We start from the raw sequence: 17,377 nt of genomic DNA, 5'->3' as shown, positions 1-17,377 counted from the left end.
GCCACACGCTCAGGAGTTGCGATAGATCTTCAGCGCCTCGGTGATCATCGGAATCTGAAGCGGCAGTCGGGCGATCGCGCCGATCCGCATCGGCAACGGCTTGTCCCGCCACAGCCGCACCATGTTGAGGTTGGCCGGGAACACCGCGAGGAACAACGCCACCGCCGCCAACGCGCCGAGCCGCCGGGTGCGCGGCGCCAGCAGCAGCCCGCCCGTCGCCACCTCGGCCACCCCCGAGGCGTAGGTGTAGAACCGCGGGTTGCCCGGCAGCTCGGCCGGGACGATGCCGTCGAACGGCTTGGGCGCGACGAAATGCAGCACACCCATGCCGACGAGCGCCGCACCCATGCGATAGGCGCGCGCGGGGCCGGCGATCTGCTGCCGTCCGGGTGGAGGAGAGGCCATGATGGCAGTCATGATTGCATGGGCGGCGTGCGCACCGCCGGCGGACCGATGAAAGGCATTCGTGGCCAAGGGTAGGTTGCGGCGGCGGCTCGCCGCGATCGAACAGGATCTGACGACGCAGCCGGACGCCGCGCTCGTCGACATCCTGCGTATCCCCGAGCCGTTCGTCAGCCCCACCGAGCGCATCGTCCGGCGGATCATCTACGCCACGCTGGCTTTGTTCGCGGCCGTCATGATCGTCTACCTCGACCGGGACGGCTACCGCGACGCGCAGGAGAACCCGCTGTCGTTCCTGGACTGCCTGTACTACGCCACGGTGTCGCTGTCGACGACCGGATACGGCGACATCACGCCCATCACCCCGAGCGCACGTTTGGTCAACGTCCTGGTGATCACGCCACTGCGGGTGGCGTTCCTGATCGTTCTCATTGGCACCACGGTGGAAACGCTGACCAGCCAGTCGCGGCAGGCACTGAAGATCCAGCGATGGAGGAGCAGAGTGCGCAACCACACCGTCGTCATCGGATACGGCACCAAGGGCCGCACCGCGGTGGCCGCGATGGTCGGCGACGAAGTCGCCCCGGCCGACATCGTGGTCGTCGACGAGAACGCCGCCGCACTGGAACGGGCCAAGAGCGCCGGCCTGGTGACGGTGCACGGCGACGCCACCAAATCCGAGGTGCTGCGACTGGCCAGCGCCCAGCACGCCAAGTCGATCATCGTCGCCACCGACGACGACGCCAGCGCCGTGCTCGTCACCCTGACCGCCCGCGAGATCGCCCCCAACGCGAAGATCATCGCGGCGGCCCGGGAGGCCGAGAATCAGCATCTGCTGCGGCAGTCCGGCGCGGATTCCACGGTGGTGTCCTCCGAGACCGCCGGCCGGCTGCTCGGCATCGCGACCCAGACGCCCAGCGTGGTCGAGATGATGGAAGACCTGCTGACGCCCGACGCCGGATTCGCGATCGCCGAACGCGAGGTCAGCCCCAAGGAAGTCGGCGGCTCACCGCGGCACCTCACCGACATCGTGCTCGGCGTGGTGCGCAACGGCGAATTGATCCGCGTCGACGCCCCCGAGGTCGATTCCATCGAGGCCGGTGACCGGCTGCTGTATATCCGCAGCACGGACTCCGAGCGATGACCTTTCAGCTGCGCAATGTGCCGTTGCTGTCACGCGTCGGGGCCGATCGTGCCGACGCGTTGCGCACCGACATCGACGCCGCCACCGCCGGCTGGGCCGATGCGCTGCTGCTGCGGGTCGACCGGCGCAATCAGGTGCTGATCTCCGGCGGGCAGGTGGTGCTGGGCAAGGCGGCCAAGCTCGGCGACAAACCGCCCGAGCACGCGGTGTTCCTCGGCCGCCTCAACGACGGCCGCCACGTGTGGGCCGTGCGCAGCGCGCTCGAGGGCCCCGACGACCCGCACGCCGAGACCGAGGTGCTCGACCTGCGCCGCGGGGGACAGATCTTCGACGACGTCAGCGCGCAGTTGGTGGCCACCGCGACCTCCCTGCTGAATTGGCATGACAGCGCCCGCTTCAGCGCCCTGGACGGGGCGCCGACCAAGCCCGTCAAGGCCGGCTGGTCGCGGATCAACCCACTCAATGGTCACGAGGAGTTTCCCCGCATCGACCCGGCGGTGATCTGCCTGGTGCACGACGGACACGACCGTGCCGTGCTGGCCCGGCAAACGGTGTGGCCGGAGCGGCTGTTCTCGTTGCTGGCCGGCTTCGTCGAGGCCGGCGAGTCGTTCGAGTCGTGCGTGGTTCGTGAGGTGGCCGAGGAGATCGGCCTCACCGTCACCGATGTCCGCTACCTGGGCAGCCAGCCGTGGCCGTTCCCGCGGTCGCTGATGGTCGGCTTTCACGCCGTCGGTGACCCGCAGCAGGAGTTCTCGTTCAACGACGGCGAGATCGCCGAGGCCGCGTGGTTCACCCGCGCCGAGATTCGTCAGGCCCTCGAGGCCGGTGACTGGAGCAGCGACTCATCCTCACGACTGCTGCTGCCCGGTTCGATCTCGATCGCCCGGGAGATCATCGAATCCTGGGCCGCGCTGGACAACTAACCCAGTTTGGCCTTGACGTCGCGGATGCTCGGATTGGTCAGCGTCGAGCCGTCGGCGAACTTCAGCGTCGGCACCGTCTGGTTGCCGCCGTTGGCCGACATCACGAATTCCGCAGCGGCGGGGTCGCTTTCGATGTCGACCTCGGTGTAGGGAATACCTTCGGCCTGCAACGCCTTCTTCAATCGGACGCAATAGCCGCACCACGACGTGGTGTACATGGTGACCCCGGCAGCCTCAACAGCAGTCATAGCGGCTACAACCTAGCCGAGGCCATCGCTATTTCCCAAGCGATAGAAGGGGACCCTCATGCGAGTCGCAGTCGCAGGCGCAACCGGCAACATCGGATCGCTCACCGTTGCGGCCCTGCGCCGCGCCGGCCACGACGTCGTGCGCATCAGCCGCTCACTGGGCGTGGACCTGTCGACCGGCGACGGGCTCGACGCCGCGTTGACCGGGGTGGGGGCCGTCGTCGACGCGACCAACGCGCCGCCCGGCGATCGGGACGGCACGGTGCAGTACCTGGGCACCGCCACCGCCAACCTGCTCGCCGCCGAAGAGCGGGCCGGCGTCGCCCATCACGTCCTGCTCTCCATCGTCGGCATCCACGGCATCGAGGGGAACCCGCATTACGCCGGCAAGCGGGAGCAGGAGCGCTTGGTCGCCGCCGGCCCGGTGCCCTGGACGATCGTGCCCGCCACCCAATTTCACGATTTCGCCGAGATGGTCGTCGGGTGGACGGAGCACGACGGCGTCGCCCCGATCGCTCCGCTGCTCGTGCAGCCCATCGCGCCGGCGGATATCGCGGACATCCTTGCCGAAATCGCAACGGGCGCACCGCAAGGCCGCTACGGCGATGTGGCCGGTCCCGATCCGCAGGACCTCGTCGACATGGCGCGCCGCACCCTCACCGCACGCGGGCGCGAGGTGAAGCTGGTGCCGACGTGGTCGTCGGTCTTCGGCCTGGAGATGTCGGGCAACGCGCTGCTTCCCGGTGAGGGCGCCCGCATCGCGCCGACCACGTTCGAGGAGTGGCTCGCCCAGCAGCGTTAGCTGTCGCGGAACAGGGCGATTGACGCGGTAAACCCGTGCAACGCATTGCGACCCGCGATCGGGCCGATCTCTCCGGCCGCGAAGAAACCGGCCAGCGGGATGTCGCCGAGGAGGTCTGCGATGGTCGACGCATCGTGGTCCGCGACGCCGAACATTCGCCGCCCCCGCCCGTTGCAGGTGAACAACAGCGCGCCGGCCGGGCGCCCGGACAGCTGCGCCGCCGCGCGCTCGAGCGTGCGACGTAGATCCTTGTCGGCCCCGACCGCATCGCGAACCTGGAACTGCACGGTCGCGCCGACCTCGACGACCTCACCCACCTGGATGGCACCGGTCGACGGGTCGACGCCGAGCAACCCGCGGATCATGAAGTCGCCCTGATCGGGCACCGCCAGATGCTCGTCGACGACGATGCCGATCTGCAGGCCGTGGCTGACCAATTCCTGCTCCGCGGTGTCCAACTGCGCCACGATCTCGCGCAGCCGCTGCAGCGGCGGCCGGCCGCCCAGCTCGGTGATCAATGCGCCGTCGGCGCCGGTGACGACGTAGGGGTAGCCGATCGGCCGGCAGCCCTGCGACACGATCGGCACACATTGGCTGCGGGGCAGACGCACCCCGACGACACCCGACGTGAGCACGTCGCTGTCACGGAACAACCGGCTGTCGCCCGGCGCCAGCCCACCGCTGACGATGCCGCCCAGCGCGGTCGCCCCGGGCAGCTCGGTGTTCAAATGCTCGACCAGCAGATTCGACGGGAACGTGTACGGGTCCGGCAGCACCAGGTACAGGTCGTCGGCGGCCCGGTCGAACCGGTAACCGGCGAGCAGACCGCCTGTGCCGGTGCGGATGAAGTCCAGCTGGAACGTCTCGGCGTCCAGGCCGGAGGCCAGCCACACCGCGACCCCGGCGTGGTTCTCCAGCTCGCGACGCCCGGCCACCACGGCCTGCGCGACGCAGCCGATCAACCTCGGCGGTTCGGCCGTCTTCTGCACCGCATCGAGAATGTCGCCGGCCATGTCGGCGTGCGGCCGGGAGGCGAACAGGACGGCGAGCGACGGCGGTTCACCTGCGAGCGCATCGCAGGCGTCCGCCGCGGCGGTGATCGCCGCGTGGCGTGCGTCGTCCGCGGTGGACACTCCGACGCCGATGCGCATATCTCCATCATGCGCCGCAGATGTGGATCTGGCCGCTGACCGACATGCCCGTCGACGCATCGGGGATTGTCACTGGGCCCTGTAATGATGGGACGCATGCCGGTTGAGGCTCCCCCTTCATCGACCCGCGAGACGCTTATAGGCGATCTCGACGACGAGCAACGTGAGGCGGTGCTGGCGGCCCGCGGTCCGGTGTGTGTGCTGGCCGGCGCCGGTACCGGCAAGACGCGCACGATCACCCGGCGCATTGCCTATCTCGTGGCCTCTGGACACGTCGCACCCGGTCAGGTACTGGCGGTGACGTTCACCCAGCGCGCGGCCGGCGAGATGCGGGGCCGGCTGCGCGCGCTCGACGATGGAGTCGGCACCGGCTCGGTGCAGGCCATGACGTTTCACGCCGCGGCGCGTCGTCAACTGCGGTACTTCTGGCCCCGCGTTGTCGGTCAGACCGGATGGCAGTTGCTCGACAGCAAGTTCGCGGTGGTCGCCCAGTCCGCCAACCGGGCTGGCATCACCGCCAGCACCGACGACGTCCGTGACCTCGCCGGCGAAATCGAATGGGCCAAGGCGTCTTTGATCAGCCCGGAGGCCTACCCGGAGGCGGTCGCGCAGGCCGGCCGCGACATTCCGTTCGACGCGGCGAAGGTCGCCAACGTGTACGCCAACTACGAGACCCTCAAGGCGCGCGGCGATGTTGCGCTGCTGGATTTCGACGACCTGCTGCTGCACACCGCCGCCGCCATCGAGAACGACGCCGCGGTGGCGCAGGAGTTCCGCGACCGCTACCGCTGCTTCGTCGTCGACGAATACCAAGACGTCACACCCCTGCAGCAGCGGGTTCTCAACGCCTGGCTGGGCGACCGCGACGATTTGACCGTCGTCGGCGACGCCAACCAGACCATCTACTCGTTCACCGGCGCCTCGCCGCGCTATCTGCTGGACTTCTCGCGGCGCTTCCCCGATGCGGCCGTGGTGCGCCTCGAGCGGGACTACCGGTCCACGCCGCAGGTGGTGTCGTTGGCCAACCGGGTGATCGCCGCGGCGCGTGGCCGGATGGCGGGCAGCAAGCTGCACCTGGTCGGGCAACGCGATCCCGGGCCGAAGCCATCGTTCTCGGAGCACCCGGATGAGGTCGCCGAAGCCGCGGCGGTGGCCAAGAGCATCAACAAACTGATGGAATCCGGCACTGCGCCAGCCGAAATCGCGGTGCTGTACCGCATCAACGCCCAGTCGGAGGTCTACGAGGAGGCGCTCACCGAAGCCGGAATCGCATTCCAGGTTCGGGGCGGTGAAGGCTTTTTCAGCCGCCAGGAGATCCGTCAGGCGTTGTTGGTGCTGCAGCGCGCAGCCGAGCGCGACGACGTGTCTGGGGAGTTGCCGCCGTTGGTTCGGCAACTGCTGGAGCCGCTGGGACTGTCCGCCGAACCGCCGCCCGGCACGCGGGCGCGCGAACGCTGGGAGGCGTTGAGCGCGTTGGCGGAGCTGGTCGACGAGGAGGTTGCGGTTCGTCCGACGCTGGACCTGCGAGGCCTGGTCGCCGAGCTGCGTCAGCGCGCCGACGCCCGTCACCCACCGGTGGTGCAGGGAGTCACGCTGGCCTCGCTGCACGCGGCCAAAGGGCTGGAGTGGGACGCGGTGTTTTTGGTCGGGCTCGCCGACGGCACACTGCCGATCTCCCATGCGCTCGCCCACGGTCCCGACAGCGAGGCCGTCGAGGAAGAACGTCGCCTGCTCTATGTCGGAATCACCAGGGCCAGAACGCATCTCGCGCTCAGCTGGGCGTTGGCGCGGACGCCCGGTGGACGGCAGAGTCGCCGCCCCTCGCGGTTCCTGAACGGTATTGCCCCGCAGGCGTCGGCCGACAACGCGCCCAGCCGGCCGCGGCGACCGCGCGGACCCACCCCGCGGTGTCGGGTCTGCAACGGCAATTTGACGACACCGGCGGCAATCATGTTGCGCCGCTGCGAAACCTGCCCGTCCGACATCGACGAGGAGCTGCTGGCGCAGCTCAAGGACTGGCGGCTGCGGGTATCCAAGGAGATGAGCGTGCCGGCGTATGTGGTGTTCACCGACAACACCTTGATCGCGATCGCTGAGTCGCTGCCCACCGACGACGCTGCGCTGGTGGCCATCCCGGGCATCGGCGCACGCAAGCTCGAACAGTTCGGTTCCGACGTGCTGGCGATGGTCAAAGACCGCCAGACGTCGTAAAGATCGTGCCAAAACCGCTGGTCAGAAAATCGCTTGTGGGCCGCACCTGTTAAGCTCTAGCCTCGAGACCGCACAGTCTGTGAATTCTCATCGAAAGGAGGGTGCCGAGATCATGGCAGGTATCAACGCGTTCACCGGCGTAGCCGTTCTGGCTGGCGTTGCCGGCATGTCGCGGACCCTCCACACCGCCGCAGCGGTCATCGCCGCGGCGCATCCCGCGTTCCCGGCACCCGCCGCCGCTGGTTGGGCGCCCGCCGCTGCCATTGCGCCGCAGCGCAAGCGCCGTACCGCGACTGTCGCGTCCGTGAGGGGCCTCACTTAGGTAGCGCCCCAACAGAAGCCGAATGGCCACGGACCCGAAGTCGCCGGATCCGTGGCCATAGTTTTTCGGACACTCCGAAGCACTGGTCGCAGATCCACCAAAGACGCTGACAAGCAACTACGACCAGGAAGCAGAGGAAAAAGTCATGTCAGTCCGGGCATGCCGGGAAAGAACGAAGCTGTCGGTGCCCTGCCATGTCGGCGATCCGGACCTGTGGTTCGCCGAGAGTCCTGTCGATCTCGAACGCGCCAAGGCGCTGTGCGCGGAGTGCCCGATCCGCCAAGAGTGCCTGGCCGCAGCGCTGGAACGGCAGGAGCCGTGGGGCGTTTGGGGCGGCGAGATCATCGAGCGCGGCACCATCGTGGCGCGTAAGCGTCCGCGAGGCCGTCCCCGCAAGAACCCGCAGGAAAACCCGGCGGCGGCGTAGTGGTCGATATTGGTCGTCGAGACTGCGTACAGATCGTGAAATCGCGGGAAATCTCGATCTCTGCGCAGTCTCGGCGTACCGCGGCCCGTGCTAGGCGGCTTCTTCGGCGAAGCCCGGAATGAGCTCTGCGGCAAGCGCTCTGGCCGGAACGTGCGCGTCGAGCTGGCAGGCGATCGCGACGTTGGAGGCGATCACCCGCAGCGGAATCGCCAGCTTGGCCGGGACATCCATCTGCCGGGCCGCCTTGATCTGGCCCGGCGCGCGGTCCGGCGTCAAGTTTCTGGTGGTGATCTTCTGCAGCCATTTGCGCGTGTAGTGGAAGACCTCGACCTGGAGCGGTTCGACGTATTGCCGCATCATGTCGTCCATTTCGCGCTTGGACACCTGCTCGCCCTTCTGGACGAAGCCGATCTTCTGCATGGTCTTCAGCAGATTGTCGTAGTCGTCGTTGAGGGCGTATCGCGTCGCCAGACCGATCTCTACGGGAATGCCGCCGGGCAGCGGGGCGACGGCGCCGAAGTCGATGACGCCCATCTTGCCGTCGGGCAGCAGCATGAAATTGCCGGGATGAGCATCACCGTGCATCATCTCCAGCCGGCGCGGCGCATCGTAGGTGAGCTCAAAGAGCCTGGCCCCCATGAGATCCCGCTGTTCGGGGGTGCCCTCGCGGATGATCACCGACATCGGGATGCCTTCGATCCATTCCTGGATCACCACTTTCGGGGCGCTTGCCACGATGTGCGGTACCACGAAACGCGGATGGCCTTCATACGCTTTGGCGAAGGCGCGCTGGTTGTCGGCCTCCAGCCGGTAGTCCAGCTCCATCTCGGTGCGTTCGATCAGCTCGTCGACGACGCCCTGGACATCGGCGCCGGGGGAGAGCTGTTTGAGCACGCTCACCATGCGCTGCATGGTTTTCAGGTCGGCGCGCAGGGCCTCGTCAGCGCCGGGGTATTGGATCTTGACGGCCACCTCACGGCCGTCGGACCAGACCGCCTTGTGCACCTGGCCGATGCTGGCCGAGGCCACCGGAGTGTCGTCGAAGGACGCGAACCGCTCGCGCCATTTGGTGCCCAGTTGGGCGTCGAGCACGCGGTGCACCTTGGCGGCGGGCAACGGCGGTGCCTCGCGCTGCAGCTTGGTCAACGCCTCGCGGTAGGGCTTGCCGTACTGCTCGGGGATGGCGGCCTCCATCACCGACAGCGCCTGCCCCACCTTCATCGCGCCGCCCTTGAGTTCGCCCAGCACGGTGAACAACTGGTTGGCGGCCTTGTCCATCAGTTCGGCGTTGACCTCGTCTTTTGACTTGCCGGTCAGCCGTTTGCCGAATCCCAGCGCGGCCCGGCCGGCCATGCCCACGGGAAGGCTGGCCAGCTTCGCATTGCGGGCCGCGCGCCCGCGTTTGATGTCAGACACCAGACCATCATCCATGACGGCGCTGAACGCCCCGCAACGAACTGGCAACAAACGTTTTCAACACGGGCAGTGCGGGTGCTTGGACCATCGGCGCGCGATGATCGAGCCGGCGTTGACGTCAAACTCCAACGTGGTGTCCAGCGCGGGCGGCGGCTCCGAGCAGCGGCGCGGATCGCCGGAGTCACGCACCGCGCGGATCACCCGGTCGACCTGGTTGAGCGCCAACGCCGCGGTGGCCAGCACCGTGGCCCGGTCGGCGGTGCCGACCCTGCCGCGCAGTTGCGCTGACACGGCCGGCCAGGCCGCGTCGCGGTCGCTGCGGTGCAGGTCTGCGCAGCCCAGGCAACTGGTCATACCGGGAATCACCAGTGGGCCAACCAGGCCGGTGCCGTCGCGCACCCGTACCGGCAGGTGCGGCACACCGGCGAGGTGCAACTCGCGGACCACGTGCGGATCGGCGACCAGATAGTCCGTCAGCACCACCAGGTCGGTGCTGTCCGGCGTGACCCCCGCGTGCCGCTGGCTGCTGCGGGCGACTCGGGCGCCCGAGCAGCGCAGCGCGTTGGTCAGCAGATCCGACAGCGGCCCGCGCCCGTGGATTCTGATCGACGCCGTGCGCGTGTCGACACGCTCGGCAGGCTTTGCCACCCCTGAGTCGATGAGCGACTCGACCAACTCGACCATCGCGGAGGCGTCGACGGCGCCTCGCCGCGCCGCCTCGGCCTGCACGTCGGCCATCGACATCCCGGATTGCAGGGCGCGCAGGAGTTCAGCCAGGCCGCTGGCCGTCATGCCGGCGGGCGGCTGGACCAGCACCGCCCGTCGCGGGTCCCATCCCACCTGGACCGTGCCGTCGGGCCTCAGCAACACCGGCATCGCCGCGGTGAGCGCGTACATGGGCTGACTCTGCCACGACCGCGCCACCGCCCGCCGAAGTTATCCACAGCCTTGCGGGCCGCGCCGAAATCACTCGTCCGGGCCGTTTTCCAGGTCCGCGATGGCCTCGTCGATGCCGCTGGTATCCCCGCCGATCACCCGGTCGATGAATCCCGCGGGGTCGTCGAGATCCTCCGCAGCAGGCAGCAGATCCGGATGCTGCCAGACCCGGTCGCGCGCGTCGGCCCCGACCGCCTGCGTCAGCCGCTCCCACAACACCGCGGCCTCACGCATTTTGCGCGGCCGCAACTCCAGGCCCACCAGCGTCGCGAACGTCTGCTCGGCGGGGCCGCCGGTGGCGCGTCGGCGGCGCAGCATCTCCGACAGCGCCGCCGTCGCCGGTATCCGATCGCCCAGCGCGGCCGTGACGACCGTCTGCACCCACCCTTCGATGAGCGCCAGCAGCGTCTCCAACCGCTCCAGCGCGGCTACTTGCTCGGGGGTGGCCTTGGGCTCGAAGATGCCCTGGTTCAGCAACTGCTCCATCTCCGACGGATCGCTCAGTGACGCGGGATTGAAGCCGCGCGCGAAATCCTCGATGCCGGTCATGTCGATCTTCATGCCGCGGGCGAACGCCTCGACGGCGTTGAGCAGTTGGCTGGCCAACCACGGCACGTGGCTGAACAGTCGATGGTGCGCGGCTTCGCGGGCGGCCAGAAACGTAAGGATCTCACTGCGCGGCTGCTCGAGCCCCTCAGAGAGCGCCTCGACCGCATCCGGCATCAACGCGGCAATTCCCTTGGGTCCCAACGGCAACCCAATGTCGGTGGAGGTCAACACTTCTCGCGACAGCTTGCCCAGCGCCTGGCCCAGCTGCGAGCCGAACGCCATGCCACCCATCTGCGACATCATCGCCAGCAGTGGGCCGGCCATGCTGCGGGCTTCCTCGGGCAGGGCCGATGCCCAGACGGTCGAAATCTGTTCGGCCACCGGATCACACAGCCGCTTCCAGGTCTCCAGCGTGTTGTCGATCCAGTCGTTGGGGGTCCACGCCGCGGACTTGGTGGTGCCCGCGGGCAGCGCGGTCACGCCGTCCAGCCAGGTCTCGGCCAGATGCACCGCGTCGGCGATCGCCCGACTGGTCGTCTCCGGCACCGGCGCCACGAAACCGATCGAACTGGAGGCCAACTGCCGGGCAAGGTCGTAGTTCACCGGGCCGGATTGCTTGCCCGACGCCATCACGTTGCCGGCGCCGCTGAACATCTCCCCTAGGCGGGTGAAGATCTGCCCGAGGTCGCTCATGTCGAACCCGGCGCCGAACGGGTCGCCGGAGCCGGCCCCCGCATCGGGGTCCTTTTTGGGCTTGTCGCGCTCGGGGTCGTCGCCGGCGGAGAAGCCGAACGGCACGTCAGGCATACCGTCAACGGTACTCATCACCGGTTGCTGCCGCGGTCGCGCGGGTCACGCTCTTGGCGAAACGCTCCGAGAGAACGCGCGGTGCGCCGATTTCTGCGGCAGGGTCGTTGATCGCGCGTTTGCCCAGCCCCCGCACAGAATTCGGTGGTCATGGCGCCGTCACCGATGCCGCCGCCGGGACTTCTGCGCGTGAACCTTTACTGTGGGCGGCGTGAACAGGCGGGTTTTGACGCTGCTGGTCGCGCTGGTGCCGATTGTCGCGTTCGGCGTGCTGCTTTCGTTGGTGACGGTGCCGTACGTGTCGCTGGGCCCCGGCCCGACGTTCAACACCCTCGGCGAGGTCGACGGCAAGGAGGTTGTCGACATCGAGGGCACCGAGGTGCACCCGACGACCGGGCACCTGAACATGACGACGGTGTCGCAGCGCGACGGGCTCACGCTCGGCCAGGCGCTGACGCTGTGGATGTCGGGCCGTGAACAGCTGGTTCCCCGCGATCTGGTGTACCCCCCCGACAAGTCCAAGGACGAGATCGACGAAGCCAACACCACTGATTTCAAGCGCTCCGAGGACACCGCCGAATACGCGGCGCTGGCCTACCTGAAATACCCGAAGGCGGTCACCGTCGAGACCGTCAATGATCCCGGGCCGTCGGCGGGCAAGCTGGAGGAAGGCGATGCGATCGACGCCGTCAACGGTAAGCCCGTAGCGAACATCGACGAGTTCACTGCGCTGCTGAAGAACACCAAACCCGGCGACGACATCGTCATCGACTTCCGTCGCAAGAACGCGCCGCCCGGGGTGGCCACCGTGACGCTGGGCGCCAACGAGGACCGCGAATACGGCTACCTCGGTGTGGGTGTGCGGGATGCGCCGTGGGCACCGTTCACGATCGACTTCAACCTCGCCAACATCGGCGGGCCGTCGGCCGGTCTGGTGTTCAGCCTGGCCGTCATCGACAAACTCACCACCGGAGATCTGGGCGGCGAGAAGTTCATCGCCGGCACCGGCACCATCACCCCAGAGGGCAAGGTCGGCTCGATCGGCGGTATCACCCACAAGATCCTGGCCGCCTCTGAGGCGGGCGCCACCGTGTTCCTGGTGCCGGCGGACAACTGCGCCGAAGCCCGCTCCGCCGACGAGGACGGGGTGGAGCTGGTGAAGGTGGAAAACCTCGAGCAGGCGGTGGACGCGTTGAACACGTTGTCCGCCGGCGGTGAACCTCCCCGCTGCTGACCCGCCGACCCGCTGTGGATGCGTAGAGTTGTGGCACGTCGACAGGCGACGTCCCGGACCCGAGACTGGAGTTAACGAGAGTGGCTATGCGGCCCGCGGCGAGGATGCCGAAGCTGACGCGACGTAGCCGGATTTTGATCGGGATTGCGGTGGCCGCGGTGCTGCTGCTGCTGATCGGTCCGCGGCTGATCGACGGCTACGTCGACTGGTTGTGGTTTGGGGAGTTGGGCTATCGCTCGGTATTCACCACCGTGCTGGTCACCCGCCTCATCGTGTTCTTGGTAGTGGCGCTGGCCATCGGGGCGATCGTGTTCGCCGGGCTGGCGCTGGCCTACCGCACCCGTCCGGTGTTCGTGCCGACCAACGGCCCCAACGATCCGGTGGCGCGCTATCGCACCACGGTGATGACGCGGCTGCGGTTGTTCGGCATCGGCATCCCCGCGTTCATCGGCGTGCTCGCCGGCATCGTCGCGCAGAGCTACTGGGTGCGCATCCAGCTGTTCCTGCACGGCGGCAGCTTCGGCGTCACCGACCCGCAGTTCGGTCTGGACATGGGTTTCTACGCCTTCGATCTGCCGTTCTACCGCCTGGTGTTGAGCTTCTTGTTCGTGGCGACATTCTTGGCGTTCGTCGCAAACCTGCTCGGGCACTACCTCTTTGGCGGTATCCGGCTGACGGGTCGCACCGGCGCGCTGACCCGCTCGGCGCGCATCCAATTGATCACACTGGTCGGGGTCCTGGTGCTCCTCAAAGCGGCCGCGTACTGGCTGGACCGCTACGAGTTGCTCAGCCACACCCGCGCGGGCAAGCCGTTCACGGGTGCCGGTTACACCGACATCAACGCCGTGCTGCCGGCCAAACTCATCCTGCTGGCGATCGCGCTGATCTGTGCAGTCGCGGTGTTCTCCGCGATTGTGTTGCGCGACTTGCGGATCCCGGCGATCGGCGTGGTGCTGCTGCTGCTGTCGTCGCTGATCGTGGGCGCGGGCTGGCCGCTGGTGGTCGAGCAGATCAGCGTGAAACCCAATGCCGCGCAGAAGGAAAGCGAATACATCAGCCGCAGTATCACCGCGACGCGCCAGGCTTACGGCCTCACCGATGACGTGGTGTCCTATCGCCCCTACGGCGGGGACGCGCCGACGAGCCCGCAGGAGGTGGCGGCCGACCGGGCCACGATCTCCAACATCCGGCTGCTCGATCCCACCATCGTCAGCCCGGCGTTCACGCAGTTCCAGCAGGGCAAGAACTTCTACTACTTCCCCGACCAGCTGTCGATCGACCGTTATAGGGGCCCGGACGGTCAGCTGCGCGACTACGTGGTGGCGGCGCGCGAGCTCAACCCGGACCGGTTGATCGACAACCAGCGCGACTGGATCAACCGCCACACCGTGTATACGCACGGCAACGGGTTCATCGCCTCGCCCGCCAACACTGTGCGCGGAATCGCCAACGACCCCAACCAAAATGGTGGTTATCCCGAGTTCCTCGTCAACGTGGTGGGTGCCAACGGCAGTGTGGTGTCGCAAGGCCCGGCGCCGCTGGACCAGCCGCGCATCTACTTCGGCCCGGTCATCGCCAACACGGCGGCCGACTACGCGATCGTCGGGCGCAACGGCGCCGACCGTGAGTACGACTACGAGACCAACACCGAGACCAAGAACTACACCTACACCGGCACCGGCGGTGTGCCGGTGGGCAACTGGCTGGCCCGCAGCGTGTTCGCCGCCAAGTTCGCCGAACGAAACTTCTTGTTCTCCAACGTCATCGGCTCCAACAGCAAGATCCTGTTCAACCGCGACCCCGCCGAGCGGGTGGAAGCCGTGGCGCCGTGGCTGACCACCGACACCAGTGTCTACCCGGCCATCGTCAACAAGCGGATGGTGTGGATCGTCGACGGCTACACCACGCTCGACCACTATCCGTACTCGGAGTTGACGACGCTGTCGTCGGCAACCGCCGATTCCACTGAGGTGGCGCTCAACCGGCTTCAGCCCGACAAGCAGGTGTCCTACATCCGCAACTCGGTCAAGGCCACCGTGGACGCCTACGACGGCACGGTGACCCTCTACGCCCAGGACGAGGCCGATCCGGTGCTGCAGGCGTGGATGAAGGTGTTCCCGGGCACCGTGAAGCCCAAGAGCGAGATCTCCCCGGAGCTGCAGTCGCATCTGCGCTACCCGGAGGACTTGTTCAAGGTGCAACGGGCACTGCTGGCCAAGTACCACGTCGACGACCCGGTGACGTTCTTCTCCACGTCGGACTTCTGGGATGTGCCGCTGGATCCCAACCCGACGGCCAGCAGCTACCAGCCGCCGTACTACATCGTCGCGAGAGACCTTGCGTCCAATGACAATTCGGCGGCATTCCAGCTGACCAGCGCGATGAACCGGTTCCGCCGCGACTTCCTGGCGGCTTACATCAGCGCCAGTTCCGACCCCGAGTCGTACGGCAAGATCACGGTGCTGACCATTCCGGGTCAGGTCAACGGCCCGAAGTTGGCGTTCAACGCGATCAGCACCGACACCGCGGTGTCGCAGGACCTCGGTGTGATCGGGCGCGACAACCAGAACCGGATCCGGTGGGGCAATCTGCTCACACTGCCGGTGGCCCAGGGTGGGCTGCTCTATGTCGCACCGGTGTACGCGTCGCCGGGCGCCAGTGACGCGGCGTCGTCCTATCCGCGGTTGATCCGGGTGGCGATGCTCTACAACGACAGGGTCGGCTACGGCCCGACGGTGCGCGATGCGCTCGACGAGTTGTTCGGCGCCGGTGCCGGCGCGTCGGCCGCGCGGATTGCCCCGACGCCGGACGGTTCGCAGCCGGCTGCGGCGCCGCCCGCCGCCGACGGTGAGCCCGCCGAGGCGCCGCCGGCGAATCAGGCCGGCCGCGCACCCGAAGTGCCGGCACCGGCGGCCGGCATTCCGGGTACCACGCAGCTGTCGGGGGCGAAAGCCGCAGCGCTGCAAGAGGTCAACTCGGCGTTGGATGCGGTGCGCCAGGCGCAGCAGAGCGGCAACTTCGCCCAATACGGTGAAGCGCTGCAGCGGCTTGACGACGCGATGAACAAGTACCAGAACGCGCGGTAGCCGCGGGTCGACACGCCGCACGCTCGCGGCCGCTGAGCACGCGATTTGGCGGCGCACCGGCGGCACCGGTAACCTTGCGTTTACCCGTCGCGGGGTGGAGCAGCTCGGTAGCTCGCTGGGCTCATAACCCAGAGGTCGCAGGTTCGAATCCTGTCCCCGCTACCAGGTAAAACGGCCCTCGGAGGACACTCCGGGGGCCGTTTTCATTCGGTTTGTGAACGCGTTTGTGAACGTAGCACCTCCTGACGACCAGACGCCGCGACCGGTGGTGTACACCGACGCCGCGCGGGGCCCGGATCGCTGCCAGCCGAGAAGAGATCCGCCGCGTGCTCATCAAGAGCGCCAAATGCACCCGGCTATGAGCGCACCAACCGCACGCCAACAAATTTTTAGCAGAATCCGAAGCGGCCTATCGTTAGACCCATGCCGACGCCTACTCCCAGCCGGTCCCCACAGGTAGCCTCGCAGGCGATCGACGAAGATCTCCTCGACACCGCATACGCCCAGCTGGCCCCCGCGTTCAACACCCAGGACACCAACGCAGAGAGACGCGCGGTGCGCGACACTTACGCCAGCCGCTGTGAAAGCTAGCTTTCTGCCGTTGACCACAACCGGCTGGAGTCTGGTACTCGGCTGTGGCAGCTCTATAGTTCCGCGACTTCGCCGTATCGAGGTGTCATTTAGTCCACTCCCGTTGACGAGCGGTAGCCATCGCCGATCACGAACATCGCTGCCTGTTCAGCGGCGTCTCTGTCGTCGTTCTTTAATACGTGGGCATACGTCTGCAAGAAGAACCCGACGTCGGCATGCCCGATACGCTCGCTCACAGTTTTTGGGTTGACGCCAGCCTTCAACGCGGCCGTCGCGTACGAATGCCGCAAGTCGTGGAAGGTAATCCGCTCTAGGCCGGTGGCAGCCGCCAAGCGGTCAAACCGTTGACGGATGGAGTCGGGATGCGGCGGTCGACCATCCTGGAAGGTAAAGACGTAGTTTCCGGGGTGGTAGTCGCTTCCGAAAAATGCCCGCTCTTCATCCTGCAATTGTCGCCATTTTTGGAGTGCCGCAGCAGTAGTCCGATCTATCGCGATCGTTTGATCGGCATTGTGCGTCTTGCCGCCGGCTTTGTCCCTCGCGTGGCCGCCAACTACGACCCGATTGTCATGCACAGTGATCTCGCGCGCGTCCAGGTCGACGTCGTGCCACCTGAGGCCGCAGATCTGGCCGCGTCGTATTCCAGTGGTGAGCTCAAGCAGGAAAAGGGCAGCGAAGCGGTCGTGACTTGCCGTCTGCAGAAACGTCCGTATTTGCTCGGGGTTCCACACTGTTCGCCGCGCACGGGGACGTTTAGGCGGCTTTACATTAGCCGCCGCATTATGCGACGTGTACCTCCACGCGACGGCATCGACAAGTGCACGGTGGATCATTGCATGTATGTTCCGCACGGTCTTCGGGGCCAGCCCCGGATGCATCTGCTTCGGAGCGATGCCGGCGTTGTACCGGCGTACTGCAGCCCGGGCAGCGTGAATCGTTGTATCACACGCCTTAGCCACTTCGCGCGGACTCGGTGTCGACCCGTCGACCGTCTGGCTACGCCAGTAGTGATACATCGCGTAGTTGCGGTCCTGCTTGATCCGGCCCTCAGAAAGTAGTTTCGCGTAGAGCTTCAGGAGCTGTGGCTCATCGGAACCTGTCAACCTGAATGAGGCACCGTTGCGCGGT

16 protein-coding genes and 1 tRNA gene are annotated in these 17,377 nt (G+C 67.1%); 10 read left to right on the top strand and 7 right to left on the bottom strand.

Annotated elements, in window-relative coordinates:
- Positions 1 to 9 precede the first annotated feature (9 nt).
- On the bottom strand, positions 10 to 405 hold the full coding sequence (locus CWS39_RS09975) for a DoxX family protein (RefSeq protein WP_102142871.1): 396 nt from the start codon (positions 403 to 405) through the stop codon (positions 10 to 12).
- A gap of 61 nt (positions 406 to 466) precedes the next feature.
- On the opposite strand from CWS39_RS09975, the gene CWS39_RS09970 reads away from it, so the two are divergent.
- Both CWS39_RS09970 and nudC read left to right on the top strand, forming a co-directional pair.
- On the top strand, positions 467 to 1,546 hold the full coding sequence (locus tag CWS39_RS09970; RefSeq protein WP_102142761.1) for a potassium channel family protein: 1,080 nt from the start codon (positions 467 to 469) through the stop codon (positions 1,544 to 1,546).
- On the top strand, positions 1,543 to 2,469 hold the full coding sequence (gene nudC, locus CWS39_RS09965) for an NAD(+) diphosphatase (protein WP_102142760.1): 927 nt from the start codon (positions 1,543 to 1,545) through the stop codon (positions 2,467 to 2,469). The genes CWS39_RS09970 and nudC overlap by 4 nt, the downstream gene beginning before the upstream one ends.
- On the opposite strand, the gene mrx1 is transcribed toward nudC, so the two are convergent.
- Positions 2,466 to 2,717: a mycoredoxin Mrx1 gene (gene mrx1 / locus CWS39_RS09960; protein WP_102142759.1), complete on the bottom strand. Its 252-nt coding sequence runs from the start codon at positions 2,715 to 2,717 to the stop codon at positions 2,466 to 2,468. The two genes, nudC and mrx1, sit on opposite strands and share 4 nt — an antisense overlap.
- 58 nt (positions 2,718 to 2,775) lie before the next feature.
- On the opposite strand from mrx1, the gene CWS39_RS09955 reads away from it, so the two are divergent.
- Positions 2,776 to 3,519, top strand: coding sequence for an SDR family oxidoreductase (locus CWS39_RS09955; protein ID WP_102142758.1), 744 nt, complete (start codon positions 2,776 to 2,778; stop codon positions 3,517 to 3,519).
- Here CWS39_RS09955 and CWS39_RS09950 read toward each other — a convergent pair.
- Complete coding sequence (locus CWS39_RS09950; RefSeq protein WP_102142757.1) at positions 3,516 to 4,670, bottom strand: FIST signal transduction protein; 1,155 nt, start codon at positions 4,668 to 4,670, stop codon at positions 3,516 to 3,518. The genes CWS39_RS09955 and CWS39_RS09950 overlap by 4 nt on opposite strands.
- A gap of 96 nt (positions 4,671 to 4,766) precedes the next feature.
- Between CWS39_RS09950 and CWS39_RS09945 the strand changes: the two genes are divergently transcribed.
- The 3 genes from CWS39_RS09945 (at position 4,767) to CWS39_RS09935 (ending at position 7,630) form a co-directional block, all read left to right on the top strand.
- Positions 4,767 to 6,881 (top strand): ATP-dependent DNA helicase UvrD2, encoded by a 2,115-nt coding sequence (locus CWS39_RS09945; RefSeq protein ID WP_233213432.1) that lies wholly within the window; start codon positions 4,767 to 4,769, stop codon positions 6,879 to 6,881.
- 112 nt (positions 6,882 to 6,993) lie between these two features.
- Positions 6,994 to 7,203, top strand: coding sequence for a hypothetical protein (locus CWS39_RS09940; protein ID WP_102142756.1), 210 nt, complete (start codon positions 6,994 to 6,996; stop codon positions 7,201 to 7,203).
- A gap of 145 nt (positions 7,204 to 7,348) precedes the next feature.
- Positions 7,349 to 7,630 (top strand): WhiB family transcriptional regulator, encoded by a 282-nt coding sequence (locus CWS39_RS09935; protein WP_102142755.1) that lies wholly within the window; start codon positions 7,349 to 7,351, stop codon positions 7,628 to 7,630.
- 90 nt (positions 7,631 to 7,720) lie between these two features.
- Here CWS39_RS09935 and CWS39_RS09930 read toward each other — a convergent pair whose 3' ends face one another.
- The 3 genes from CWS39_RS09930 to CWS39_RS09920 all read right to left on the bottom strand — a co-directional run bounded on the left by CWS39_RS09930 (position 7,721) and on the right by CWS39_RS09920 (position 11,356).
- Positions 7,721 to 9,061 carry a macrolide-binding ATPase MABP-1 gene (locus CWS39_RS09930; RefSeq protein WP_102142754.1) on the bottom strand — a complete coding sequence of 447 codons (1,341 nt, stop codon included), beginning with the start codon at positions 9,059 to 9,061 and terminating at the stop codon, positions 7,721 to 7,723.
- Positions 9,062 to 9,103: 42 nt separating this feature from the next.
- On the bottom strand, positions 9,104 to 9,943 hold the full coding sequence (locus CWS39_RS09925) for a cyclodehydratase (RefSeq protein WP_102142753.1): 840 nt from the start codon (positions 9,941 to 9,943) through the stop codon (positions 9,104 to 9,106).
- A 69-nt stretch (positions 9,944 to 10,012) separates the two neighbouring features.
- Positions 10,013 to 11,356: a zinc-dependent metalloprotease gene (locus CWS39_RS09920; RefSeq protein WP_199178032.1), complete on the bottom strand. Its 1,344-nt coding sequence runs from the start codon at positions 11,354 to 11,356 to the stop codon at positions 10,013 to 10,015.
- A 193-nt stretch (positions 11,357 to 11,549) separates the two neighbouring features.
- On the opposite strand from CWS39_RS09920, the gene CWS39_RS09915 reads away from it, so the two are divergent.
- The 4 genes from CWS39_RS09915 (at position 11,550) to CWS39_RS29125 (ending at position 16,249) form a co-directional block, all read left to right on the top strand.
- Entirely contained in the window at positions 11,550 to 12,572 is a 1,023-nt protein-coding gene (locus tag CWS39_RS09915; RefSeq protein ID WP_199178031.1) for a YlbL family protein, read from the top strand.
- Positions 12,573 to 12,652: 80 nt separating this feature from the next.
- On the top strand, positions 12,653 to 15,658 hold the full coding sequence (locus CWS39_RS09910) for a UPF0182 family protein (RefSeq protein ID WP_102142750.1): 3,006 nt from the start codon (positions 12,653 to 12,655) through the stop codon (positions 15,656 to 15,658).
- Positions 15,659 to 15,746: 88 nt separating this feature from the next.
- Positions 15,747 to 15,823: transfer RNA gene (locus CWS39_RS09905), tRNA-Met, on the top strand.
- A 258-nt stretch (positions 15,824 to 16,081) separates the two neighbouring features.
- Positions 16,082 to 16,249: a hypothetical protein gene (locus CWS39_RS29125; protein WP_165595652.1), complete on the top strand. Its 168-nt coding sequence runs from the start codon at positions 16,082 to 16,084 to the stop codon at positions 16,247 to 16,249.
- 89 nt (positions 16,250 to 16,338) lie between these two features.
- Here CWS39_RS29125 and CWS39_RS09900 read toward each other — a convergent pair.
- Positions 16,339 to 17,377 (bottom strand): tyrosine-type recombinase/integrase (locus CWS39_RS09900; protein WP_102142749.1); only part of this gene is annotated, 1,039 nt, incomplete at its 5' end.

Origin of the sequence: Mycobacterium hubeiense, assembly GCF_002838065.1 — a bacterium.
GTDB lineage: Bacteria > Actinomycetota > Actinomycetes > Mycobacteriales > Mycobacteriaceae > Mycobacterium > Mycobacterium hubeiense.
Note: the sequence above shows the minus strand (reverse complement) of the source record. Positions and strands in the feature narration are given on the sequence as shown.

What these genes read in the sequence shown, in the direction of transcription:
- CWS39_RS09975 (WP_102142871.1), bottom strand. Translation starts at nt 405, where the DNA reads ATGGCCTCTCCTCCACCCGGACGGCAGCAGATCGCCGGCCCCGCGCGC.
- nudC (WP_102142760.1), top strand. Translation starts at nt 1,543, where the DNA reads ATGACCTTTCAGCTGCGCAATGTGCCGTTGCTGTCACGCGTCGGGGCC.
- mrx1 (WP_102142759.1), bottom strand. Translation starts at nt 2,717, where the DNA reads ATGACTGCTGTTGAGGCTGCCGGGGTCACCATGTACACCACGTCGTGG.
- CWS39_RS09955 (WP_102142758.1), top strand. Translation starts at nt 2,776, where the DNA reads ATGCGAGTCGCAGTCGCAGGCGCAACCGGCAACATCGGATCGCTCACC.
- CWS39_RS09950 (WP_102142757.1), bottom strand. Translation starts at nt 4,670, where the DNA reads ATGCGCATCGGCGTCGGAGTGTCCACCGCGGACGACGCACGCCACGCG.
- CWS39_RS09945 (WP_233213432.1), top strand. Translation starts at nt 4,767, where the DNA reads ATGCCGGTTGAGGCTCCCCCTTCATCGACCCGCGAGACGCTTATAGGC.
- CWS39_RS09940 (WP_102142756.1), top strand. Translation starts at nt 6,994, where the DNA reads ATGGCAGGTATCAACGCGTTCACCGGCGTAGCCGTTCTGGCTGGCGTT.
- CWS39_RS09935 (WP_102142755.1), top strand. Translation starts at nt 7,349, where the DNA reads ATGTCAGTCCGGGCATGCCGGGAAAGAACGAAGCTGTCGGTGCCCTGC.
- CWS39_RS09930 (WP_102142754.1), bottom strand. Translation starts at nt 9,061, where the DNA reads ATGGATGATGGTCTGGTGTCTGACATCAAACGCGGGCGCGCGGCCCGC.
- CWS39_RS09925 (WP_102142753.1), bottom strand. Translation starts at nt 9,943, where the DNA reads ATGTACGCGCTCACCGCGGCGATGCCGGTGTTGCTGAGGCCCGACGGC.
- CWS39_RS09920 (WP_199178032.1), bottom strand. Translation starts at nt 11,356, where the DNA reads ATGAGTACCGTTGACGGTATGCCTGACGTGCCGTTCGGCTTCTCCGCC.
- CWS39_RS29125 (WP_165595652.1), top strand. Translation starts at nt 16,082, where the DNA reads ATGCCGACGCCTACTCCCAGCCGGTCCCCACAGGTAGCCTCGCAGGCG.